This is a genomic window from Aeromonas eucrenophila, assembly GCF_000819865.1.
Taxonomy (GTDB): Bacteria; Pseudomonadota; Gammaproteobacteria; order Enterobacterales; family Aeromonadaceae; genus Aeromonas; species Aeromonas eucrenophila.
Genome location: NZ_CDDF01000011.1, coordinates 337,347 through 358,083 on the forward strand (window position 1 = coordinate 337,347; position 20,737 = coordinate 358,083).

The window sequence follows — 20,737 nt, forward strand, 5'->3', positions numbered from 1 at the left end:
GGGGACCTCTTAGAAGAATGAGTGACGCCGCACCGGATTCACAGTTCGGGCATTTGCCGTTTGTTCGATGCGAAACCGGTAGGCTTCCCGCGCGGCTTCATTGAAGCGAGCGCGGTTGAGCTGAGCCAGTTCAGGGTTGGCCCACGGCTTGCCGGGTTGGAGCTGCAAAATGGCTGCGGTGCCATCGGCCATGGCCTCTGCGTAGTCCTCAACCAATGCCGCCGGGATCAGCTTGGCCGTAGGCAGTGGCTCGATCGCCCCTATGATGCAGACATCCTGCAGCGTGACCAGAAAGCGGATCGATTCTGCAGACTGGACGTGATACTGCTCCCCAGCCGTCAGCAGATGGCCCCCAGCGGTGATCCGGTGGATCACGGATCCTGTCACCTGGGGGTCCCGAGTCTCCTGGCGGGCCTGCCGGTTGATGCTGCTGGCCTTGGCAAAGCTCACCGTCTGCCCTTCCAGCACTTCCTCGAACTGCCGCTCGAGGTGAACGAGCGCACTCTGCTTGCAGAAATCGATCGCCGCCCGGATGAGTGCTTGGCGGATGATGCTGTCGAGGGGGCCCGATACCCGCTGGCGAACCAGCGGGATCAGGGAGTCAGGACTGACCAAGCGGCTGTCCAACACCGGCACCATTACTCAGCCTCCTTCTGGGCACGCAGGGCATCGCGAACACGGAGACGGAACTCATCCACACGCTCACCGGCGTCCTGCTTGATGTTGAGCTCGTACTTCTCAGCCACGGTAGCCAGCTGTGCGGAGGTCATCTTGACCAGATCCAGGCCGAGGTGGTCCACCATCATGCTCTGCTCAGCAGCAAGGCGGGCGGCTTCTTCCTCTGCTCGGCGGGCAGCGTCGGCTGCTGCGGCCTCGAGCTCAGATTGATGGGCCAGCACATCCTCCAGCTCGTCGGCCTTACGCCAGACGGTCGGGAACTCCAACAGTTGCATGGCGATGTGGCTCTCCACATCCACAGGGGTGTGGCGCGGGAACACCATGCGGGATCCGGTCACGGTGTCTTTCTTCATCGGTTTGTCACCGATGTAGGCGATTGCGATCTTGTCGCTCACGGTTGTTTCTCCAGTCAGGGAAAAGAAAAACCCGGCACAGGGCCGGGCTCACAGGGGGGCGGTGGAAACCTTAGAGGTTGCCCACCATCTCGTAGTGCAGTTTGACTTTGACGGTACCCGTGGCAGCGCCGCCGCCCACCGTCAGGCTGATCTCCTGCCCCTCCTGGGTCATCAGGTCATCCACCGGGATGTAGCTGTTCACTGCCGTCGCGGTGTTCTGGGCGTTGATGATGGCGGTCTCCCCCACCTTCACCGTGAGGGTGGTACTGGCGCCGAGCGCCGCGGAGGTGAGCGAGACCCCCACCACCTTGATGTTCGGCTCCACCGGATCGCCGAACACCACCACATCACCGACCGGCACGGCGGCCAGTTTTGCCACCAGGGTCGGAGAAATAGAGAGATTGCCGAAAGCACCGTTGAACCAGCGGTGCAGGGTCTTAACCAGGGTCAGTTTGGCCATGGAATGGTCCTCTTGTCAGTCTGAGTAAAGGCGCCCCGGGTCGGGGCAACCCAGGATTAGCGGGCGATCGGGCTCACAGCGGTGTCCAGCACCATGCAACCGTGGTCCTGCACGTTGCCGTTCTTCTGCTTGAAGCGGATCTTCTGCAGACCGGAGATCCAGCTGATGGAGAGCTCGGTGCCGTTGTCGTGGTCCGCCTTCTCCTCGTGCATGTTGAAGGAGCCGCCTTCCACACCAGAGCCAAAGGCATTGGCCAGCGCCTGGCCGCCCAGCAGGATGGCGCGGTCGATGGTGGTGCCAGCAGTCTTCTCCGCCTCCACACCGGTTGCGGAGTTGGCCGCACACACCTTGACGGTGCTGCCCTGGTTGAAGCGGATCGGCATCCCGGGGTACTGCTTGACCAGGATGTTGCGCCACATGGCACTGTCCCCCTGGAACAGCGGGTGACTCCAACCCTTGCTGCGAGTGATTGCCCCTTGCAGCATCGCCTGCCAGTCTTTGCCGGAGCTCGAGGTGTAGAAGTCATGCCACTGGCGCGGGGTAACGTAGAGCAGGTACAGGGGGTCACCGGTGTTCGGGTCGGAGCCGAAACGGATGGGCTGGATCGGGTTAGCCATTTCGGCCAGGAACAGCGCCATGTTGTCCACACAGCCCAAGTTGAAGCGGTCAGCAGCGTCGATCGCCTCGAAGGAGGTGGCATCCCCGCCGAAGAAGTGGCGTTCGTAGGTCGGTGCCGTCACTTTGTTGACCATGATCTCGCCGAACTCGGGATCCTCCCCCAACGGTACGATGATGTCGGTGGCCATGTAGTCGCCACGGGCGCCGGCCAGCTGGACCATGCCACGCTGGTCGGTCAGGCGACCGTAGTAGCCATCAGCCAGCATGGTGCGGGCAATCTGGCGAAGGTCGTGCTTTGTGCGCTTCTGGCTCATCTTGCCACCGGCATCCACACCGTGACGGGTCTGGTTGATGGTCAGACCGAAGTCCGCCTGAGAGAGGTTCTCCAGGCGGCCGGCAATCTTCTTGTCACCCATGGTCGGGCGGCCAGACAGTTGATGGAAGATCTGCATGTCCACTTCGGTACCAGCCTGCTTGCTCAGATCGGTGATGCGGACAACGGGGGCACCATGGCTGGTCTGTTTGCCGCCGTTGATTTTGACGCCCTTGGGCGCCTCCTCGGTCAGCATGTTGACCAGGGAGTGGGTGCGGTTGGCCTCGGTAAAGAGGGCCACCTGCAGGATTTTGTTGGCTTGCGCCTGGGTGACTTGGGTCATGATCCTCTCCTACAAAACAAAACCCCGGCACTGGGCCGGGGTCGGAATGGGTTTGGCTGGTTTACAGGTCGTGCTCTGCAAGCAGGGCTTCGATCTGGGCAGCGGACATGTTGGACATCTCAGCCATCAGCTGCTCTTGGCTCATGCCGCCATACTTCTCGAGTTTGCTCTCGTGCTGTACGGACTGGCCGAGGTCTGACGGGCTTTGCGGAATATGGTCACGCTCCTCGACCTTCTTCTGGGGAGCCGGCTTCTCGACAGGCGGAGCCTGCTGTTCTACCGGGTCACCAAAGGCGGCCTTGGTGCGCTTGGCCACTTCCGCAAAGCGCTCCGTCAGGGGTTTATCCTTCCACACAGGATCCTCTTTGAGGCGCTCATCGACACTGACGGCAAAGGTGGCACGGTCCTGGTCCTTCTCCATCCAGGTTGCGAGTTCAGGTACCGCCTGCAGCGCAGTCTGAACATCGTTCGGGATAGAGGGAGCCTGCGACTGGGTGGGTTGCTGGGGTGCTGGTTGCGCGAGCTTGTTAAGGCGGCTGGCAATACCGGTTAGCACCTTCCCGATCTCGGGATAGTCCTGAGCCAGTTGCTCAATCTCCTCAACGTCGAGCGCATCCGGATCGGCATCGGGCTTGATCCCGTGCTTATCCAGCAGAGCCTGCAGTCGCTCCCGTTCGCCGGCTTCGGCCTTGAGCTGCGCATTCTCGGCGACGAGAGCCTGCCGCTGCGCCCGCTCAGACTCCAGCACGTCGTAGGGGATCTGGTGCTTGCCATCTTTGGACAGAATGACTTTGGCGCCCTCCTTCCCCTCTTCTTGGTTGTCATCTTGGGTAGCTTTGCCCTGCATCTCGGCCGCCGGCGGCGCGGTCTGTTCGCCCTTTTCGTCGGTGTGGGTGGCCTGCTCATCCTGCTTCGGCTTCTCGGTGTCACCACCGTCCTCCAGCGCATTCAACGCGGCCTCAAGCTCCTCCAGTGATTCGGTACCAGTCAGGTTGTTAATGTCGATGGGGTCCATAGTTGTCCTCGTGGTGTTTGCGGGTGGTATCGCTGCCCAAGCGGGGCAAGGCTCTCGGGGAAAGCCCTCTCCAGCTGGGGCAGAAATGACAAAGCCCGCACAAAGCGGGCTCAATCATCATCGGTACTAAACACAAAACCCGGCGCGGTGGCCGGGTTCGGAAACGAAAAAGCCCAATCTCGAGAGACTGGGCCATGTTGGGGAAATCCTAACGCTGGCAGGTGGTGAATGCAACCGCCTTAGAGCTCAATCGCGTCGATCTGAGTTTGGATCGTCTCAGCAAGCTGTGCCTGCAGCGCAGCACGCTCGACGGAGATCTGCTCCCCTTCTTGCTGCATAAGCTCCATCTCTTGCAGTACCTTGCCGGTGTTGGCCTGCTTGAGGGCGTCATCAAAGCGCATGGAGTCGATTTGCTTCTGCAGGCGCTGGGCCTCTGTCTGCCATTTGGCAGCCCTCGCCTCGATCTCTGCGACCTTGGCCTCGGCCTCCCGCATCGCCAGCTCCTGCTGAGCTTGCTGCATCTGCGCCTGCTGCTGGGCTGCCTGCTGCTCCTCTGGTGTCATCTGGTCGGCAGGCTTGGCGATCCCCAGGGCATTGCGCACCCGCTCGGCAAACTCGTGCTTGTTGGGCACATCCATGAGCTCGACCAGCATATCGAAGCAGGCTGCTTGAGCCTGGGGCGGCAAGCGGGTCATGGCCTCCATCATCCGCTCAGCCAGTTGCTGCTTGTAGGCCGGAGTCTGCTGGATCGGGGCCAGAGCGATATGGGCACGTAGCCGGGTCACATCGTTGGTCAGCATCTCCCCTTCCGGCACATTGAGCATGACGGCCTTGCGGCGCCCCTTGTCCTCCCGGTTGATGGTCACCTTCACATTGCGACGCTGTGAGAGCTCCTCAAGGAGGTACCCCAGCGCAAGCTGCCCAACCAGCTGCCGGCCGAACCGGTAGTTGTCGTTGATCTCGGAGAGCGTGGTGGCGCCCTGCTCCACCAGGTTGGCAATGGCCACGCCAGACTGCCCATTGGTACCCTGCCCAAGGTAGGCCGCATAGACCCCCATGGTGTCCTGGATCAGCTTCACGCTGTCCTGCATCACCTGGAACTGCTGCGCCGCCACCTGGAAGTCCTGCTCCACCTTGAACACGTCCGCGATGGTCTGCTTGTTCTTGCGGTCCGGGTTCAGCTCGATCAGTCCGTCGGCACGCTCCACCTCTTCCATCACCTGGTCGCGGCTCATGTTGGTGGCGTCCTTGTCCATGATCACCCGCTTGGCCTGCAGCAGCCAGGTGAGCTTGATACGGCGCAGGTTCACCTCGTCCTGGGCTGGGATGGCCCGGGCAATCAGGCCATAGGGCTCACGACTGCGGTCCTTGCGGTACCCCCAGAACGGCACGAGGGGATACATATTGTGCGGGGCGCTGCAGGGGCGATCTACCAGGGCATGGGGGCCGGCGAACCAAGCCTCACGGATAGTTGCCACCGGCTGGCGCTCCACGACCCCGCGGCCCAGCGAAACGGCGGCGAGGTGAAGCTCGTTGCGCTCATCGAACTCAATGGCTCGGCCTGACTCGAGCAGCAGCACGCGGCGCATGGTGTAGGCCCGGTAGTAGACCACCTGCAGCAACAGGCGCTTGCGGTCGGTACTGCACCACTCCACCTGGCGGACGTCGAACTGCTGCCACTCGTCGAAAGCGTTCTGGGTGCTGGCGTCCATCCCCTCAATGGCGGCGACACTCACTACCCCATTCCAGGTTTCGCCGACACTGCAGCGCAGCACCTCAGCCTTGCTGGGGAACATGGTGCAAGCCTCATCGAGGTCGAGCCAGCGCCGGCGCATCAGCCAACGGTTGTCGGAGAGATCCAGCTCCCGGTGGTGCCAGTCCCAAAACACTTCATCCCGGTGGACGAAACTAAACCGGAAGCGCGGACCGAACGGGTCAGGATTGCGGCGGATCTCTACCCAGCCGATGCCCGTCTTGATCTGGCTGGCATAGGCCTCGCCACAAGCACGATCACAACCGCCGAGCCGGGCCATGTCGGCAAACTCCGAGTTCACCGCCTCGGCCAGGAGCTCGTATTCCTCTTCGATGTCATCAGCGACGACCATCAGGTCGGTGCGGGTCTTGGCCTCCATCCCGAGCACACCGTCGATAGTCGGGGCGATCAGGTTGTGAATGGTGGTCGGCTGCCCGCGGTCCTTGAGCACCTTGACCACATTCGGCGGTAGCTGGTCCCCGTCGTAATAGGCACAACAGAGATTGGCGAAGGTACGCCAGTCGGGCTGCCCCTGAATGTCGCTCATCAGGGCGAGCAGGCGCGTGGTATCGAGACGCCCCTTTGCGGGCGCCTTGGTCGGGGTATCGTTCATCAGTGGGCCATCCAGTGCTTTTGTTGGCGGGGTGTGTTGTCTCGGACGATGCGAGCTGGCATACGAGCACGCATCTCTTGGGAAATCATGTAGCTCATCAGCTGGTCATCGAAGCAGCCATCCTGGGCGTTCATCCGGCCCTTCTTGTCATAGACATAGCTGGATGCCTCGTGGACGGTTCCAATCCAGCGGATCCCGGACTGACCGGCACGCAGCAGGGTCTTGAGTCCATCCACGACGATTGGCTTGCTCTGGGCCGTGGTCAGCCAGCCCAGGCGGTCCGTCTCGTCGTCGCTTTCCCGGTCGATGTACTCCTGGGAGTAGATGCGCCGGGTGGGGTAGATGTCGCGCAGGCGCAGCAGGAAGGCGTGGCCGTGATTGTTGCGCTCAGGGCCGACGAAGGCCGGGCCATATTCCTCGGAGCCATACCAGCGCCCCACATGGGCAGCCAGTTGCGCCAGCAGGCCCGGGTCCAAGTGTCCGAACCAGTGCGCTACCTGTTCGCCGTTGCTGCGCTTCACCACGTCCACGCTGGAGCGGTCACCATGCTCCAGCCCCTCAGAGATATCCACGCCGATCGCGTAGTCCTCCTCCTGGTCGGGGAGCTCCCAGACCAGCAGCAGGTTGGCCAGGCTCCTCTGTCCCCGCTCATCCAGCGTCTCGGGACCATTCATCCGCTCACGCTTACCGGTGACGGGATCCATGTCATAGACCAACTCAGGGGGGCGGCAGTCGCCCTCTGCACGCATGGTCATGGTCGGGGCGAACACTCGGCGCCCAGAGGTGAGGAACGCCTCCAGCGGCGTGCTGGGGAACTCCTGCTTCATCTCACCGCCTTGAGTGAACTCCTTGAGCACATACCACTGACGCTGCTCATCGGTGATGATGCAGTCCATGGCCAGCTCCACCGCGTCGAAATATTCGGCCTGTTCCTTACTCATGGTCACGCCACTGGCAGGAACATCTGCGCGGTACTTGGGATCCTGCCACCAGGCGAAGAAGTGGAACTTCCAGTCTTGCTGAGTCAGCTCGCTACACGCCCGAGCGAGCTCCAGCGACTTCATGCTCATACCGTGGAAGTCGCCACCCACCCCCTCCGCTGTGCTCTCGATAAAGGCGATAGCGCCAGGGTGAATGGCGTTGAGGGTACCGGTGCGCACCTCCTTGGCTTTCTCGGGGTACTTGGCGCAGATCTTCCCGTGCTCGGAGACATGCAGGCGCTGGACGGTACCAGAGCGGAAGGAGGTGGCCACCTGGATGCTGGAGCCATGCCGGAACAGGATGTAACCGCCATTAGCGCCGCCGCGGCGAGAGGCTATCGGGAAGCAGGCCTTGAGCCACTTAGGTAAGTTATCGAACGGGACTTCAATCTTGGTGCGGTAGATCTCGCCGGCGGCCGTCAGGTCCTGGGCGATGATCCCGCACTTGAGGTTCTTGTTGAACAGCGCCTCGTCGAGCAGGTAAATATCGATGGCGGTGGAGAACCCGAGCTGGCGTGCCTTGAGGATGATGTTCAGGTACCACATGGTCCGGAACAACAACTCCTGTGCCGGGCGCAGCTTGAATTGCACCAGCTCACCTTGCTCGTTCTCCACCTTGTAGAGGTTGTTCATCCTCCACCACTTATCGCTGAGCTTCGAGCGGATGTATGCAAGCTGCTCCTGCTCGTTCATGGCAGAAATATCGGGGTCGGTCATGGAGTTCTCCAGACAATAAAAAACCCGCCGAAGCGGGTTTAGGTCTAAATGGACACTATAAGATAATCTTTTGTAGAAAGTACGAAGTAATAGCGGCCATGGAAGTCAACGTTGGCAATATTGCATCGCCAAATTGTGTCTGATGAATTGCGTTAGTTACCCACGCCACTCTATATTTAAAACTGGCTATGCACCATGTACTGTCAAGTTTAAATTCAAAAATCTCGCTGCCACCTGAAAATACAACGCTGATAAAACCAACATCGGTCAGATTAAAAACAGTTCCACTATCACTAAATGGGATTGCTTTTTCTGCTATTTCAACACCATAAATAGAAGGCCTAACAACATAGTCATCTTCACTACACCCAAATCTATCGCACAGTCTTATTTTAATATGTTCGTACACGTAATTTGGAAATTTTGCATTATGAATGGCTTGATTTTTTATATCATTTCTAATGTCTTTACTGACCTGCCAATGCCGCCACCAGAAAAAACACATAACAAAAACCATTGCATATTCTAACCACTCAGGCCGGCTAAAAGTAAGCTTCGCCCCAAACATACTAAGATCACTTGTCATCTGCCCCCCTGCTATGGAGTACATAAGCACAAGACTGGCTACGATCATCAAGTTTTTGCGGTACTGTCTCTCTAGGTCTTTATCAACCGACATTACTTGGGCTCCATATCTAAAAGGCATTGGGTGATATTATCAAATTCAACTGTCACTCATCAGCCCACCAGTCCCCATTCCCTGAAGTTCAGCCGTCATTTCTGCCACCGGAGTCATATCAGCACCGCCATCCTTCTCCAGCAGGTCTGCCTCAGCGGTCAACTTACGCGTTGCGGCCTCAATCCGCCTGGTGTCAGCTTCAATCTTCGGAGCGTTCACCTCGTCGATGCGTAGAGTGCTCAAGGTGCGCTCGATGGACTCGATACGCTGAATGTTGCGGTCGAGGGCCTGCTCGGCTTTCAGGATCTTGTCATAGAGCGCGAGCCGGTCGGCCATCTCGGCAGCCGTGGCCAGGTCCTGTTGCAGGCCCTTGAGCAACCCGGTGACAGAGATGACTCGCGCCCGGGTGAAGTCCAGCTCGTCACGCAGTTGCAGCTCGCGAGCTTCGTCGAACAGCTCTTGGGAGTCGAGGAACTTGGCATAGCCGCCGTGGGTCTTGGTCAGCTGCATGCCTGGCTTGATGTTCGCCGGCGGGTTGGGGTTGCCAGGGTTGCCCTCGGTGAAGCGGCCACTGCCATCACGGCCGTTGTTGTTCGCGCCTTGGGTAGAATTGGCCTGAATGTGTGGGGATGAGGATGACCTTCCCCCTCTTCGCTCTCCCCCTTTCGTCTTGCCTTCATTCCCCTTGGCTTGCGCACGTTGCGCAGATTGCGCAGTTTTGCGCACTTCGGAATGCGCAGTTTGCGCAGCTACGCGAGATTTATCGGGTTGCGCAGGGGATTGCCCCCGAGATTTCAAATAGCGACGCGCCGAGTTGTAGTTCAGGCCGCGGCTGTCACACCAGTCTTTCGCACTGATGCCGGTCGCTTCATGCTCCTGCAGGAACTCTGCATTGAGCTCTGCCCAGTCGGTCTTTGCCATTTAGAGAGATAGCTCGCCTTCAACGATGGTGTCACCAGGTGCTGGCTTATGGGCCGCCGGCACCACGACGGAAACACCGGAGGAAAGAACAACCAGGGCCTCTGCTCCGTCGTAGTGCTCTACGCGGGTGATGACCCCAGTCACGTCGATACCGTTTACCACTTCACTGCTACAGTTCATCTGCCTCACCTCCTTCCCCCAGAAAGACAAACCCCGCCGTTATGGGCGGGGTTTCATGGTCGCGGTGCGCAAGGAGTCATAGGCCCGTTCGCAGGCTAGTCCTGACGCTCGAGCTCGGTCATACGCTGCTGCCAACTCACCCGCTCTTTCGTCAGCCCTGCTGAGCAGGTCGGCGAGCACCATGGCAGGTTGTTCGGTTGCCGGGCCTCCTTGGGCAGTGCCGGGATTGCTGGAGCACTGACTTGCTCGAGCTGCCAGGCGGCGGGCTTGTTCGCGCAACCGGCCAGACTCAAGGCCAGCAAGAGCGGCATCAGCTTGTGCCTGAGCGATTTCTTCTTGTGCATGGTCTCTCACCTCATCGATTTCAGTCTGCCGGCGCTGTTCTTCCTCCCGGGCCTTCTGCTCGGCCTTGGTCCTGGCAGTGGCCAGGCGGGCTGCTTCTTCATCCCATCTCGCCTGCCAGGTCTTGCGCTCCCCTTCCTTCCCATCGGCTTGCCCAGACCAGTAGAGCGCCACCCCACCACCGGCCAGGGCGGCTATCACCAGGGTGCCGGCCAGGAACGGCAACACCCTGCGTTGTGGAGTCGTTACCATCACTCCCCCTTGCACTTCGCATTGAGGCGCAACCGGTCTTTCCAGAGCCCGGGGCATACCCGGTTCCCCGGTACAGAGCAGTCTTGATTGCCAGCACGCTTGAACAACAGGATCGCCTCACAGGCCCCAGGATAGTCACCAACGTTCAGGCGCTTCACTATGGTGGAGCGGCAGAAGGCACCAGGGCCGATGTTGTGGGAGAGCTCGACATAGGCGTCGAACTCATACTGGTGGAGCGGAGCCTTGATGCAGGCCTTGAGGGAGTCCTCGAATGCCCGCACCTCTCGCAGGCTTCTGTTCAATGCCCCGACGGGTGTGATGGTGTCACCCATCCTGACCCCCTCGGTGCTTCCAAATCCGATGGTGGGGAGCTTGGTACCGTGTACCGGGTCGGGGTAAGCCAACGGCTCATACCCCTCCCGATTTAGGATCCCCACAAAGCCGGCGGCACTCAGCGTGAGGGCCGCGATTGCAATGCGGACCTTACTCACTCTGTACCTCCCTGCTGGCGGCGTGGCTTGATGATATTCGACCAGATGAACCACCCCATCTGAACCGCTATCCACATCAACGTGGCGGCCAGCACCCAGTCATTGAGCGAGTACCCGGCCAGCGTCATACCGGATACCACCACCGGCGGTGCGCTCTTTGCCACCCCCGCGGCAGCCGCAGCCGTCGCAAGTTCTTCTTCTTTCCCCATGCATCGCCCCTCCAGAAACGACAAAGCCCGCACGAGGCGGGCCAGAAATGAAAAAGGCCAGGGTCGGTGAGACTCTGGCCATGATGGGGCAATCCTAACGTTAAAATTTCACAACTTCAACACGCTAGTTATAGGCACGCCATGTATAGGCACTGACACAGTAAGTATCGTAGATATCCCTCAATTCCTTTAGCGGTTCCTCCGGATATTCTTTTTGATCATTTCCATATTTCGATATGATCTGCTCTATTCGAAAACGGTGGATGCTAGATATCTTAACTTTGCTGGATTCAGCTAACATTTCCATTAGCCTTTCCAATAACTTATGAAAACCTATCATGTTACCTCCGATATGTTGAATACCATTCACATGTGGCTTTCCTTGCTAAGACATCTTCCTTTAATACTTTCTACCGTACTTTATCGACAAATGTCAAAGCGCTTGTGAGGTGAACATTCTATGCTTGATGACATTCATAGAGTTCAAGTTTCAACTCTTTGATATCATCGTATTTTCTGTATTTTCCGCCACTCCCATGGAGGTACTGGCGTTGGTTCTACCCATAGTCCTGAGCGGCTAGATTTTGCTTTTTCTTCTGCTTTCAATAGCCGCGGGTCATGGCTGTAGTGGCGATAAACCCACGCACCCCCTTGTGAGACCATCTCTAAATTCACCCACAAGCCTTGCACATACACATCCCCGATCACCCGGCCATACCTGTCCGTACCAACCTCCACAATTCTGACCTTTTGCCAGGCAATAAGCTTGCTTAGTGACTCTTTTGCCCTCTGACCAAATGCCTGTTTCTTTTCGGGTGCATCGATACCAGCTAAGCGAATCTTTAACAGTAGTTGTGGATAGCGTGATACAGAAATCGTGTCCCCATCACTCACTGATACGACTTTCCCTATATACACTTGCTCTGCACGTACACTTGAAGCCAGGCAGAGAAGAATGTAGATCAACACCAGTTATGACTTGGACATGTGTTTCTCTCAATCTTGACACCAACTGACGATAGTGACTCAATAGAGTCATCTCGCTTACATGGTAGTTTACCTATGATAAAAAACACTCCAGATATTTTTATTTTGCTCGACGAAATTGCTTCTATTTATACAAAAACCAGTTCAAAAAACTTACTTATGGCTTATGGTAAGAGTTGGTATTTTCATCTGTCACTTGCTATTTATATCATGATAAGTGCGCCGAACATAATTCTATCACTAATGCAGCTATTTGAATCCGGCGCGTCACCGGCCAACCACAAGTATGTTTTCTTTATCTCTACAATAGTCACGATGCTAGCAGCCTTAATCATAAGGTGGTTTTTGACACTCGCCATACAAAAAATAATAAAACCAGATTCTTGTCTACTTAATAAAAAATGGAATCGGCTGTTCATCAGATACATCCACTTCAAAGAGTATTTTGAGAACAGTCATGTTCTAAACAATATCCCAATAGAGACTTTAATTGAGTGGAGAAAAATAAGCTCATCTGGAAAGGATGATAAATCAATTTTAAAAACAGCTTGGTTTATACCATTAATAGGTATAACTTTGGGTCTAGCACCAATAGATACAAAAACAAAAATAGACATCACGATCCTCTGTGGGTACATAATCATTACTTTTACCCTCGCGTTTTATATGTTTAGAGGAACAAATGAAGATGAGAATATTGATAAGTTTCTAGCCTGGATTAAAATGGAGAAAGCATCCGAGTCAATTCTTACTCATGGCACAGAGCATTATTTCATCCCATCAAAAACCAACTCGACCGTTCCCCTAAATTTAACTGTCGAGGACCCGACTCAAGTTAGTTCTGCTGCAACAAGCCAAGACTAAAGGCCCATCAGGGCCTTTTCATTTAACACTAGCCTTATACTGAACCGGCAATAAGTTGAAGCCCTCCTCTACCGCCCCCTTCAACGAGAAGAACTCCCCATGGTTTTGCTCTCGAGAGTAACTGTGCACTCGGTACAACCAGAACCGCTCTTGAAGCTGCCGAGAAACAGCTACCTCATTCTCGCTGATGTAGAAGGGGGTGGAGGCTGGTCCTGTGGTGGTCTTGACCTCGATGAATCTCTCACCTCCATCCAGCTCGAACGAGACAATGTCATAACCAGCGGCAGAATCGCTCAGAGCAATATGCTCGACCCTGGAGGCCAGGTCATTACGTCCACCATCACACAAGCGCTTTTTCTCATGCTCTATGACAAGGAGCTCCCCGGCATGGCCAAGGTCTCGATTTCTCTGCTCTCTGGCTGCCCAGTCAACGATGCCACCTTTGACTCCCTTCCCTCCCTTTCCTGATTTCGACGTTGCTTTCGGAGGTGATCCCTCCGCCAAGGTCCCAGGTTGGGTTTGCTTTGGTTCGGGGTGATACAAGGGGGATAAGGCTGGCCTAACGTGCTCTGAGAAGCGCGTTTGGATATTTGATGGCAGAGGCCAGTTCAAGAGTTTCCAGGTGAAATGGACAGGGTTCTTTGACAGAGGATCCCAATCATTGAAGGCCAGCGGCCCCATGTAGGTGTAGTCCTCTTTCTTGGACGTTCGGAGGAACAGCCGCACGTTATGGCGGCTCTCGTCATGCTCAACTAACCGTTGGATTTGAGGCGTTTCAGGCGTTTGCTGGTTCTGTGACTTCCAGATAAGGAAGCCGTCAGCCGTCAAGGCATCATCATAGTCATTGCTCTCATGCATGCCGAGAGTAACGAAGAAGACAAAGTCTCTTTCGCCCGGCGCCTTGCTGATGATCCCAGATAGTCCCCATGACCCGGCCCCCGGGGTGAACGATGTCCCTGGAGCGAGGATCGCAGCCACCTCTTCACGGGAATACAAATGGTGCGGTAGCAGACGAAGAGGAACATCTTTAGTAACGATGGTGAACCCCAGCGTCTCCAGGATATTGAAGCATGGGCTCTTCAACCCTCCGGAGAATTTTGATGAAGGGAATTCATAGCCAAGAAGCTCTTGAGCAGCCAAGCCAAGGATGGCTTTTGGCGGATAGCGTCGTTCACCAACGAGCAGATCATAGACTGTGGAGTTCTGGTAGGTTGGAACTTCCCCACCAAGACGCTGATAAGTTTCTGCTGCGCGCAGTATGTGGTCCCTAGTCAGCCCACTCAACGTTCCAATGAGATCCTTGTGCTTCACTTTTTGTCTCTTCGCCACAGCCACGTCGCCATCCCAAAATCAATGATGTACCAATATACCACTAGGTCAGCCTCAAACGCTGCACACGCCTAGCAACTAACTTCTAGGTAAAAACTCAGCCGATATGGGGGGGTAACTTGGCAAATCTATCTGTGAGCACTAACGTTCTAGTTTAATTATTGAACAAGGAGGTTCATATGAAGATCCCTGCAGTTCTACTAACAGGGCTACTCTGCGGCTGTTCAACAACAACGCTCATGACAACGCCGATGACTGCGACATTAACTGGTGATGGGAAATATTGGGTACTTCATCAACCCTTGGAATATAGGGACCCGGCTACAGGTATGGTTGTCATCGCTCCCCGCGGATTCGCCACAGACTTAGCAAGTGTGCCGAGGATGTTTTGGGCAGTGTTCCCACCTTGTGGTCAGTACACTCCAGCAGCAGTAATTCATGATTACCTTTACTGGACTCAGCCAGAAAATTGCAATAAAGAATGTGCAGACCACATTCTCTTGAACGCAATGTCTGATGCTAACGTTTCGGAAAAGACACGGAAAAGTATCTATTATGCGGTGAAGTACGCAGGCCAGAAGTCATGGGATGATAATGGGAAAGCAAAGAGAAACCATGCAATCAGGTTTGTGCCAGAAAAGTATATGAACTTTGGCTCGTATGACACTTGGCAGCAGATTGAAGAACGCATACGCACAGGTACAGCAGTAGAAGCTGCTCAACCTTCCATATCGGAAAAGTCATCTGATTACACGATAAGCGCCAGTGTTATCCAGCCCGCAGCAGGACCTGTATATAGGCAATGCACGCGAGCCGGCTCATCAACACTTGGTTAAAGGGAGGCCTGTAGATTATCAAGACAGCCTTTGAAGACCGCGTTCCAGTCGGCCTCTTGTGTGACTCCTTGCATAGAGATCCCGACATCCAACAGCGCCCCTTCCCATGCCTGAGCATCATGAAACGCCTTGGCCTTGGCTTGCTCCAGGGTCAACCCATCTTCTTGAGCATATGCAGCAAGCAGCTTATCGGAGGAGGTTGAATAAAGCCTCTCGAAGTAGGCTAGATCTGTTGCATCACGCACCTCAGCGCGCAACGCAATCAACTCATCTTTATCCCGCACCGAATACGCTTTCGCATCTTCGACAAAGGAGTCACAGATCGGGTATGCACTATCGTTATGGCCTTGGGACCCCAGGGCCGCAAGTAGTGGGATAAGAGCTAGCACGGTATTCATCCTGTCCACCTATGAAAGCGCTGTAGCCTCAAACTCTAGTATCCTCTATTGAATCCAGCAATGGAGCATGTTTCTAAGAGATCGACATCTCCCTCATCTGCCGGTCCATGAGCTTTGACAGGTCTGACGCTTGGTGGAACACCTCATCAACAGCATGTTCTAACGCCTGCTGCATCTGTACGCTAAACCGTCGAGATACCAACTCAGCATCCGGTACCACTCGCCCGGTACCATGGCACTTCGGACACTCATCACCAAGCCGGGGGCGCTTGCCAGTTCCCTGGCAGTGGGGGCAACGGCCAGTCTGCAGCAGTTCATCCACACAACGGTTATGTGCCGCGGCCAGGATCCCATTTCGCTCCGCCAACAGGCGCCGGTACTCGTGGCCATTGCCAGCACGGTGCGCCCGTTTGGCCTTCTCCATCACCACGGCTGCACGGCGGCGCTCTTTGTCATAGTGAGGGTGGGAAGGCACCAGCCGCTCAAGCTGTTCGGGAAGCGGGCGGCGCAGCAGAATGGCCACCGCCATACCGCCGGCCTCGTCATCACCCAGAGTCCTGCAGAAGTATGCCTGCAACCCCTGGATGGCTTGCTCATCCATCAGGTGATCAGCCATCAGATACTGGTACCCCTGAGGGTTATCCTTGGCGGCCATCTGCAGGGCCCCCAAGATGTCCTCGCGATTCAGTGGGCCGGCAGTCCCCCGGGCGACCTCGGTCAGAGCGCCGCGGGGAGAGAACAGGCGTAGGGCCATTTCAACGGATCGGTTCATGAGTAGGTTCTCCTGTGGTGCTCTGAAATGCTCGATGAAGCCAGGCGCGCAGCTGGCTAGTCTTGATGTGTTCGGGGGTAACTTCCAGCACGGTCCACCCAAGCAGGGCGGCCTCGTTCATCTTGGTGCGGTCTTCTACAAACCCCCTCCCCCTGGTATGCCGGCCCCCGGAGTGGATCCCGCCATGGATCTCGAGTGCGATCATGCTGGCCGGCCAGGCGTAGTCGAAGCGCCATTTGCGCTTGGGGTGGAACAGCAGCTCGGTGACCGGGTCAGGGAAGCCAATAATCTGGGCCAGCACCTTGTCGTGCAGGCTGGTGACCTGCTGGGCTTTGCGCACCTGGTTGGCTGCGTTCCTGGCCTTGGGACTGTTACCCAGTAGTCGGGCCGCATCGAGGACGGAAAGGTGGATCATGCCGCCCTCCCGATGGTGTTCTTGCGCAGTGCGGCAACCTCTCTGGCCACCTGGGTGAGCAGAGTCTCCTCACTACCGTGCTCGGCTTGCCAGCTCTTGGGGGCGGCGTGGAAGCCGGTGGGGTAGCAGGCTCTATGATGGCGTGGGCAAAGGGGTAGCACCTGAGTGTGGGCAGCGCGCTGCGCCATCCCGACGCCAAAGCGCACATGGTGAATTTCCGCGAGGCTCGGCCCCAAGCCTGCATTCCGGCAGGCAATGCAGCACAGAGAGCTGACATCGTCCAGCCACTGCTTATCAGCCTTGGTCTTGCTCATGCCGCGGCCCTACCGTATGCGGCCACCCAGTCGAAGCCGCGGCGGGATTCATCCCCGAACTGCACGCCCTGTTGGGCGCCGAAGGCCTGGGCCAGTTCAATGAGGTCGCGCATCTCCCGCACAGTCATCTTGGAGGTGGACTTGCCCAACACTACAAAACCGGAACCGTCGATATTCGGTACCACGTCCTGCTGGTACAGGGCGGCGCTGAGGACATGCTTCCACTCCTCCTTGGCGAGTTTGCGGCCGTGCCAGTTCACCTGCTCGGCGATATCGGTGAGGCATGCCCACAACATGGAGTTTTGAGCCAGGCTCCGGGTCATCTCCTTAATTTCGATGACCAGCGGCTTGTCCTGGTCAACCGGTAGGCCAGCAACCAACTGGCAAGCACGGGACCGGATTTCAGGGCTGCGGAGGAAATACTTGGGGTAGGTGTTCAAGCTACGCCCTCCCCGACCAGCATCTGGAACAGATCAACCTGCTCAGGGTTGAAAGGAAACTCTTCTATAGAATTAGCCAACTCATAATTGAGCTGGTGACTGAGTATACCAACGCCGTCCAACGGAAACGTAATAGATAGATTTTGAATATATTGTTTGGTCATGGTCTGGGCCCTTTTGGTCATACACAGCCGGGTGGTCTAGGTCCGGCGCTGACTATGGTACCCACTACTATTAATTTCTGTCACGCAGCAGTAACTATCGGCGCTTCTGATTATGCTAAGACTCATAACGCACGCTCCCTAAAAAGGGCCTAGACAGCGCAGATCAGTTGATATTTCTTGCATTGATGTTCAGTAGACTGAAACACTTAGCTTTCTGGTGGCTTCAATCGTAAACGAACCCTCAGGGGCTGGTTAGAAAGGGCATGCCGGCACAAGAAAATAAATCATTACGGTTATAAATGGGTAGGTTAACATGCTTGAAAAAACAGCTTCGGAAGCGAATAAAATTTTAGATAAAGCAGATGATTTTAAATATTTCGTGTTACTTGGGACATTCATAATGATTTTAGATAGTTCCTTGATTCAAGCCAACAACATCTCTCTGCTAAACATGACATGGGGCGACATAGAATTAAAGATTACAATTGGTGATATCTTGGTTTTCATCTGTTTTTTCAGTTTATACATAACCTTCATTATAACAACTATCAAATTCTGTATTCTCGGAATAGCAATGTCATTACCAACTAAAATACTAATGTTTTTCAATTCAACATCTGTTGACCGGCAGCCTAGAAGAGAATGTATTCATGTCAGCCGCTTAAAGTCCATGGCAATAAGGGAAAACAACTCTATTGCTTATGATGTTGTAAAGGAAGAGCAAAAAGAAAAGGACTCTAACAGACAACTAGAAAGGTATTGTCTAGCATTCTTGGTTGCTAGCCTTGTAAACTATTTTGCTGGCTCCGATAAAACCGAGTCCGTACTATCTGTATTATTTTATATTTCTGACATTAATAACCCAACTTTTTTTGAAAGTATCAAAATGGTTCTAGGCTCGTTATTATATTTTGGTATATTTAGGATTGGGGTGCTAATTGGGTGTGGATTTATCTACGACACTTCAGATAGAGATTATATATACCTTCCAAAAGATAATGAATTGTCGTAGTTTATGAGTGCGGTAACTACAAAATAGATAACCCTTCGACTGGTTCTCCTTCATGTATTTACCGCACCTCACTGCAGACTCATTATTTTTCCATCTTAAGGCATGGAGCTCGAAGTCCCCAGAACAAACCGAGCCTGAACCTCTCGCAACAGCGTATAAGTATTGATACAAGGAACGTTGAACTCTCGACAGATGTTCGGCACTTTCACCTTACGCGAGGAGGGGTCCACAAACCCTTCTTGGGTAACAACAATAGCCCCGATTGCCATCGCTTTGGCAATAAGCCATGGGTCTGCTTTAGCCAAGAACTGATCTCGGTTAGCCGGATTGTAGTGTTTAGAAGATGCTACTTTTTGCACAATATTCACATAATGCGCTTGAGTAGCCGGATCGGTGTCATCGACAAAATGGTGTGCCCGTGTAGCTACCCATTGCGCTAACGCATCATCACCAGCCTTTAACTCCCGGCCAATCATACCGACACTAGCAATCACCCCTTGGTTGTACTGCAGGTCTAGCCAGTCCCAATAAGCCGGGCAGAATTCCATGTCATAGTACAGGTTCTTTGCTTGAATGTAGGTATTCGCGTCAAGCAGATATCTCACCGAGGCTCCCTAGCAAATTGAGCAATCTTTCCAGGTTTTATCCCACCGAGGAGATGGCTGGCATCCCGTAGCAACAACTGACCACTGAGCGCCTCGCTCACAACTGCACTAGAGAATAGATGGCTGATTTGCGCATTTTTGACTTTGTAATAACTCGGACCACCGCCTGTATCAGGACGATTCTTATAATCTTGGCGTAGCTTTCTTACATACTCAAAGTAATCCTCTTGGCTGATGAAACCAAGAGTCTGCGCACGACGAGCAAGTACCCAAGTGCTAACGTGGAAATGGGCTTCAAGGTCCGCAAGGTTCTCACGCCAATCGTCATACTCATGACGCCACATTTTACGGAACTCAGAAGCAGGGACGAGGAACTCTGCAGCGACAGCATTACAGACTGTTTCCTCCAGCCGATGACTACTCACTCCCCCGTCAGATATACCAGACAGGCCTATCCAGATGTGACAGAGCTCATGGATAAGGGTAAACAACCTGGCTCCAGGAGAATCAGCGTCATTGACGAATAACAATGGGGCATAGCTGTCTACCATCGCAAACCCCCTAAATTCTTCTACAGAGAGAGGGCGTGTATGATGGCCGACATCACTTTGGCGCATGACAAGGATGCCACAGCCCTCTATCCGCCGAACCAGGTCACGATAGTAGTCTTCCCAGTTACCTCTAGTCGGGTGTTCAGGGACCCCCAACTTGGTTCTCATATCCTTCACTATTGCATTAGCATCCGAGCGAGCATCAAAACGCCCCAGGATTGGGTTCGGCTCAGCAAACTGCTGCCTGATATGGTCGCGGTACCACTCCTGACGTAACTGCATCAGCTTGAGGAGATCAAGCAGACCCGCACTAGGGCGACCAACCCCCTTGCCGTCAACCGTTCTCAGATCAGGAATGGGAAGCTCATCAACCGGCGGTTGCTGAAGGAAGAGATAACCGAATGGAACATAGGCCTTTTCGGCATAGGTCATTGCCTGGTTAAAGGTCAAAGCACGCTCACCAGCCTCCCACTCAAGCAGCCGTTCCTCGGTCACCCCACATTTCTTAGCAAAATCAGTCACAGCGATGCCGGAACGCTCACGCGCCCAAATCAACATGTCTGTATTGATGCTTGCCGTTGTCATAGCCACTCTTACCTTGCTGAATTAAATATCATTGTAGAGAGCCTACTGGATGCCGTACAGAGCAGAAGGGGCTGAACGAGTACGACACGGCTCACACTTTTGCAGCATCAACAGCTCTCGGATGAAGGAGGCACATGATACATGAACTCCCTTATCCATCCACCCCAGACCTATCTGGAGCACCAACTCCAGAGGGTATTCCTACTTCCCCTGTAGTCCCTCCGCAAATCTGTGATCCCCTCCTGATTCAGTGCTCATTACACTCAACAATCGGAACCATATGAGTTACGATTCCTGCACGGTGCCCAAGCTCCATGCAAGGCCTACCCATGACAAGGAAATGTCATCTGATCGCAGATCAAAAGCAGTAATCTGGGGGCTGTAACTCAGGGGCGGTAGCATATTCACTGCTAAAAATAGACTATTAAAAAACGAAATTCCCACTTCAATTTACCATAAGTAAATAATAAATAATGGAAAAAGAAGAGCAAGAGCAGCAAGAGCAG

26 protein-coding genes are annotated in these 20,737 nt (G+C 54.9%); 3 read left to right on the forward strand and 23 right to left on the reverse strand.

All coding sequences use genetic code 11. The features are described 5' to 3' along the window. Positions 1–9: 9 nt before the first annotated feature. The 14 genes from BN1124_RS11855 to BN1124_RS20925 all read right to left on the reverse strand — a co-directional run bounded on the left by BN1124_RS11855 (position 10) and on the right by BN1124_RS20925 (position 11,928). Positions 10–639, reverse strand: coding sequence for a hypothetical protein (locus BN1124_RS11855; RefSeq protein WP_042642122.1), 630 nt, complete (start codon positions 637–639; stop codon positions 10–12). Continuing rightward, positions 639–1,073 (reverse strand): hypothetical protein, encoded by a 435-nt coding sequence (locus BN1124_RS11860; protein ID WP_042642123.1) that lies wholly within the window; start codon positions 1,071–1,073, stop codon positions 639–641. Before BN1124_RS11860 ends, BN1124_RS11855 begins: the two co-directional genes overlap by 1 nt. Before the next feature lie 70 nt (positions 1,074–1,143). Beyond that, complete coding sequence (locus tag BN1124_RS11865; RefSeq protein WP_042642124.1) at positions 1,144–1,533, reverse strand: hypothetical protein; 390 nt, start codon at positions 1,531–1,533, stop codon at positions 1,144–1,146. Between the two features lie 56 nt (positions 1,534–1,589). After that, on the reverse strand, positions 1,590–2,807 hold the full coding sequence (locus tag BN1124_RS11870; RefSeq protein ID WP_042642125.1) for a phage capsid family protein: 1,218 nt from the start codon (positions 2,805–2,807) through the stop codon (positions 1,590–1,592). Between the two features lie 61 nt (positions 2,808–2,868). Further along, on the reverse strand, positions 2,869–3,822 hold the full coding sequence (locus tag BN1124_RS11875) for a hypothetical protein (RefSeq protein WP_042642126.1): 954 nt from the start codon (positions 3,820–3,822) through the stop codon (positions 2,869–2,871). A gap of 239 nt (positions 3,823–4,061) precedes the next feature. After that, entirely contained in the window at positions 4,062–6,188 is a 2,127-nt protein-coding gene (locus BN1124_RS11880; protein WP_042642127.1) for a portal protein, read from the reverse strand. Further along, on the reverse strand, positions 6,188–7,885 hold the full coding sequence (locus BN1124_RS11885; protein WP_042642128.1) for a terminase large subunit: 1,698 nt from the start codon (positions 7,883–7,885) through the stop codon (positions 6,188–6,190). The genes BN1124_RS11880 and BN1124_RS11885 overlap by 1 nt, the downstream gene beginning before the upstream one ends. A gap of 55 nt (positions 7,886–7,940) precedes the next feature. After that, positions 7,941–8,564: a hypothetical protein gene (locus tag BN1124_RS11890; RefSeq protein WP_042642129.1), complete on the reverse strand. Its 624-nt coding sequence runs from the start codon at positions 8,562–8,564 to the stop codon at positions 7,941–7,943. Positions 8,565–8,609: 45 nt separating this feature from the next. Beyond that, entirely contained in the window at positions 8,610–9,485 is an 876-nt protein-coding gene (locus tag BN1124_RS11895; RefSeq protein ID WP_042642130.1) for a hypothetical protein, read from the reverse strand. Continuing rightward, complete coding sequence (locus BN1124_RS11900; protein ID WP_042642131.1) at positions 9,486–9,665, reverse strand: hypothetical protein; 180 nt, start codon at positions 9,663–9,665, stop codon at positions 9,486–9,488. A gap of 39 nt (positions 9,666–9,704) precedes the next feature. Continuing rightward, positions 9,705–10,316 carry a DUF2514 domain-containing protein gene (locus BN1124_RS11905; RefSeq protein WP_331415505.1) on the reverse strand — a complete coding sequence of 204 codons (612 nt, stop codon included), beginning with the start codon at positions 10,314–10,316 and terminating at the stop codon, positions 9,705–9,707. Next, the gene (locus BN1124_RS11910; RefSeq protein ID WP_042642136.1) at positions 10,259–10,750 is read right to left on the reverse strand and encodes a lysozyme; all 492 of its coding nucleotides are present in this window, start codon (positions 10,748–10,750) and stop codon (positions 10,259–10,261) included. Before BN1124_RS11910 ends, BN1124_RS11905 begins: the two co-directional genes overlap by 58 nt. Continuing rightward, the gene (locus BN1124_RS11915) at positions 10,747–10,959 is read right to left on the reverse strand and encodes a hypothetical protein (protein ID WP_042642138.1); all 213 of its coding nucleotides are present in this window, start codon (positions 10,957–10,959) and stop codon (positions 10,747–10,749) included. The genes BN1124_RS11910 and BN1124_RS11915 overlap by 4 nt, the downstream gene beginning before the upstream one ends. A 504-nt stretch (positions 10,960–11,463) precedes the next feature. Continuing rightward, complete coding sequence (locus BN1124_RS20925; protein ID WP_231553637.1) at positions 11,464–11,928, reverse strand: thermonuclease family protein; 465 nt, start codon at positions 11,926–11,928, stop codon at positions 11,464–11,466. A 93-nt stretch (positions 11,929–12,021) separates the two neighbouring features. On the opposite strand from BN1124_RS20925, the gene BN1124_RS11925 reads away from it, so the two are divergent. Then, the gene (locus BN1124_RS11925) at positions 12,022–12,810 is read left to right on the forward strand and encodes a hypothetical protein (RefSeq protein WP_042642142.1); all 789 of its coding nucleotides are present in this window, start codon (positions 12,022–12,024) and stop codon (positions 12,808–12,810) included. Between the two features lie 18 nt (positions 12,811–12,828). Here the strand turns inward: BN1124_RS11925 and BN1124_RS20495 are convergent, their stop codons facing one another. After that, positions 12,829–14,121: a DUF3427 domain-containing protein gene (locus BN1124_RS20495; RefSeq protein ID WP_048822955.1), complete on the reverse strand. Its 1,293-nt coding sequence runs from the start codon at positions 14,119–14,121 to the stop codon at positions 12,829–12,831. 197 nt (positions 14,122–14,318) lie between these two features. Between BN1124_RS20495 and BN1124_RS20930 the strand changes: the two genes are divergently transcribed. After that, positions 14,319–14,975, forward strand: a complete 657-nt coding sequence (locus BN1124_RS20930; protein WP_082041565.1) for a DUF1353 domain-containing protein — start codon at positions 14,319–14,321, stop codon at positions 14,973–14,975. On the opposite strand, the gene BN1124_RS11935 is transcribed toward BN1124_RS20930, so the two are convergent. The 6 genes from BN1124_RS11935 to BN1124_RS11960 all read right to left on the reverse strand — a co-directional run bounded on the left by BN1124_RS11935 (position 14,972) and on the right by BN1124_RS11960 (position 17,478). After that, entirely contained in the window at positions 14,972–15,373 is a 402-nt protein-coding gene (locus BN1124_RS11935; protein ID WP_156128297.1) for a hypothetical protein, read from the reverse strand. The genes BN1124_RS20930 and BN1124_RS11935 overlap by 4 nt on opposite strands. Before the next feature lie 73 nt (positions 15,374–15,446). After that, complete coding sequence (locus tag BN1124_RS11940) at positions 15,447–16,145, reverse strand: TIGR02642 family protein (protein ID WP_042642145.1); 699 nt, start codon at positions 16,143–16,145, stop codon at positions 15,447–15,449. Then, positions 16,129–16,560, reverse strand: a complete 432-nt coding sequence (locus tag BN1124_RS11945; RefSeq protein WP_042642147.1) for a hypothetical protein — start codon at positions 16,558–16,560, stop codon at positions 16,129–16,131. Before BN1124_RS11945 ends, BN1124_RS11940 begins: the two co-directional genes overlap by 17 nt. After that, the gene (locus tag BN1124_RS11950; protein ID WP_042642149.1) at positions 16,557–16,874 is read right to left on the reverse strand and encodes a Ref family recombination enhancement nuclease; all 318 of its coding nucleotides are present in this window, start codon (positions 16,872–16,874) and stop codon (positions 16,557–16,559) included. The genes BN1124_RS11945 and BN1124_RS11950 overlap by 4 nt, the downstream gene beginning before the upstream one ends. Continuing rightward, complete coding sequence (locus tag BN1124_RS11955; protein WP_042642151.1) at positions 16,871–17,314, reverse strand: recombination protein NinB; 444 nt, start codon at positions 17,312–17,314, stop codon at positions 16,871–16,873. Before BN1124_RS11955 ends, BN1124_RS11950 begins: the two co-directional genes overlap by 4 nt. Next, positions 17,311–17,478, reverse strand: coding sequence for a hypothetical protein (locus BN1124_RS11960; RefSeq protein ID WP_156128299.1), 168 nt, complete (start codon positions 17,476–17,478; stop codon positions 17,311–17,313). The genes BN1124_RS11955 and BN1124_RS11960 overlap by 4 nt, the downstream gene beginning before the upstream one ends. Before the next feature lie 313 nt (positions 17,479–17,791). On the opposite strand from BN1124_RS11960, the gene BN1124_RS11965 reads away from it, so the two are divergent. Next, positions 17,792–18,490 carry a hypothetical protein gene (locus BN1124_RS11965; protein ID WP_042642155.1) on the forward strand — a complete coding sequence of 233 codons (699 nt, stop codon included), beginning with the start codon at positions 17,792–17,794 and terminating at the stop codon, positions 18,488–18,490. 95 nt (positions 18,491–18,585) lie between these two features. On the opposite strand, the gene BN1124_RS11970 is transcribed toward BN1124_RS11965, so the two are convergent. Together BN1124_RS11970 and BN1124_RS11975 are read right to left on the reverse strand one after the other, a co-directional pair. Beyond that, positions 18,586–19,095: a DUF4411 family protein gene (locus BN1124_RS11970; RefSeq protein ID WP_042642157.1), complete on the reverse strand. Its 510-nt coding sequence runs from the start codon at positions 19,093–19,095 to the stop codon at positions 18,586–18,588. Further along, complete coding sequence (locus BN1124_RS11975) at positions 19,092–20,231, reverse strand: XRE family transcriptional regulator (protein ID WP_042642159.1); 1,140 nt, start codon at positions 20,229–20,231, stop codon at positions 19,092–19,094. The genes BN1124_RS11970 and BN1124_RS11975 overlap by 4 nt, the downstream gene beginning before the upstream one ends. Positions 20,232–20,737: the final 506 nt, after the last annotated feature.

Coding starts and splice junctions, on each gene's coding strand:
- BN1124_RS11900 (WP_042642131.1), bottom strand. CDS start 9,665: ATGAACTGTAGCAGTGAAGTGGTAAACGGTATCGACGTGACTGGGGTC.
- BN1124_RS11875 (WP_042642126.1), bottom strand. CDS start 3,822: ATGGACCCCATCGACATTAACAACCTGACTGGTACCGAATCACTGGAG.
- BN1124_RS11935 (WP_156128297.1), bottom strand. CDS start 15,373: ATGAATACCGTGCTAGCTCTTATCCCACTACTTGCGGCCCTGGGGTCC.
- BN1124_RS11905 (WP_331415505.1), bottom strand. CDS start 10,316: ATGCCCCGGGCTCTGGAAAGACCGGTTGCGCCTCAATGCGAAGTGCAA.
- BN1124_RS11915 (WP_042642138.1), bottom strand. CDS start 10,959: ATGGGGAAAGAAGAAGAACTTGCGACGGCTGCGGCTGCCGCGGGGGTG.
- BN1124_RS11925 (WP_042642142.1), top strand. CDS start 12,022: ATGATAAAAAACACTCCAGATATTTTTATTTTGCTCGACGAAATTGCT.
- BN1124_RS11870 (WP_042642125.1), bottom strand. CDS start 2,807: ATGACCCAAGTCACCCAGGCGCAAGCCAACAAAATCCTGCAGGTGGCC.
- BN1124_RS11940 (WP_042642145.1), bottom strand. CDS start 16,145: ATGAACCGATCCGTTGAAATGGCCCTACGCCTGTTCTCTCCCCGCGGC.
- BN1124_RS11865 (WP_042642124.1), bottom strand. CDS start 1,533: ATGGCCAAACTGACCCTGGTTAAGACCCTGCACCGCTGGTTCAACGGT.
- BN1124_RS11950 (WP_042642149.1), bottom strand. CDS start 16,874: ATGAGCAAGACCAAGGCTGATAAGCAGTGGCTGGACGATGTCAGCTCT.
- BN1124_RS11890 (WP_042642129.1), bottom strand. CDS start 8,564: ATGTCGGTTGATAAAGACCTAGAGAGACAGTACCGCAAAAACTTGATG.
- BN1124_RS20930 (WP_082041565.1), top strand. CDS start 14,319: ATGAAGATCCCTGCAGTTCTACTAACAGGGCTACTCTGCGGCTGTTCA.
- BN1124_RS11885 (WP_042642128.1), bottom strand. CDS start 7,885: ATGACCGACCCCGATATTTCTGCCATGAACGAGCAGGAGCAGCTTGCA.
- BN1124_RS11965 (WP_042642155.1), top strand. CDS start 17,792: ATGCTTGAAAAAACAGCTTCGGAAGCGAATAAAATTTTAGATAAAGCA.
- BN1124_RS11855 (WP_042642122.1), bottom strand. CDS start 639: ATGGTGCCGGTGTTGGACAGCCGCTTGGTCAGTCCTGACTCCCTGATC.
- BN1124_RS11945 (WP_042642147.1), bottom strand. CDS start 16,560: ATGATCCACCTTTCCGTCCTCGATGCGGCCCGACTACTGGGTAACAGT.
- BN1124_RS11975 (WP_042642159.1), bottom strand. CDS start 20,231: ATGACAACGGCAAGCATCAATACAGACATGTTGATTTGGGCGCGTGAG.
- BN1124_RS11960 (WP_156128299.1), bottom strand. CDS start 17,478: ATGACCAAACAATATATTCAAAATCTATCTATTACGTTTCCGTTGGAC.
- BN1124_RS11895 (WP_042642130.1), bottom strand. CDS start 9,485: ATGGCAAAGACCGACTGGGCAGAGCTCAATGCAGAGTTCCTGCAGGAG.
- BN1124_RS11880 (WP_042642127.1), bottom strand. CDS start 6,188: ATGAACGATACCCCGACCAAGGCGCCCGCAAAGGGGCGTCTCGATACC.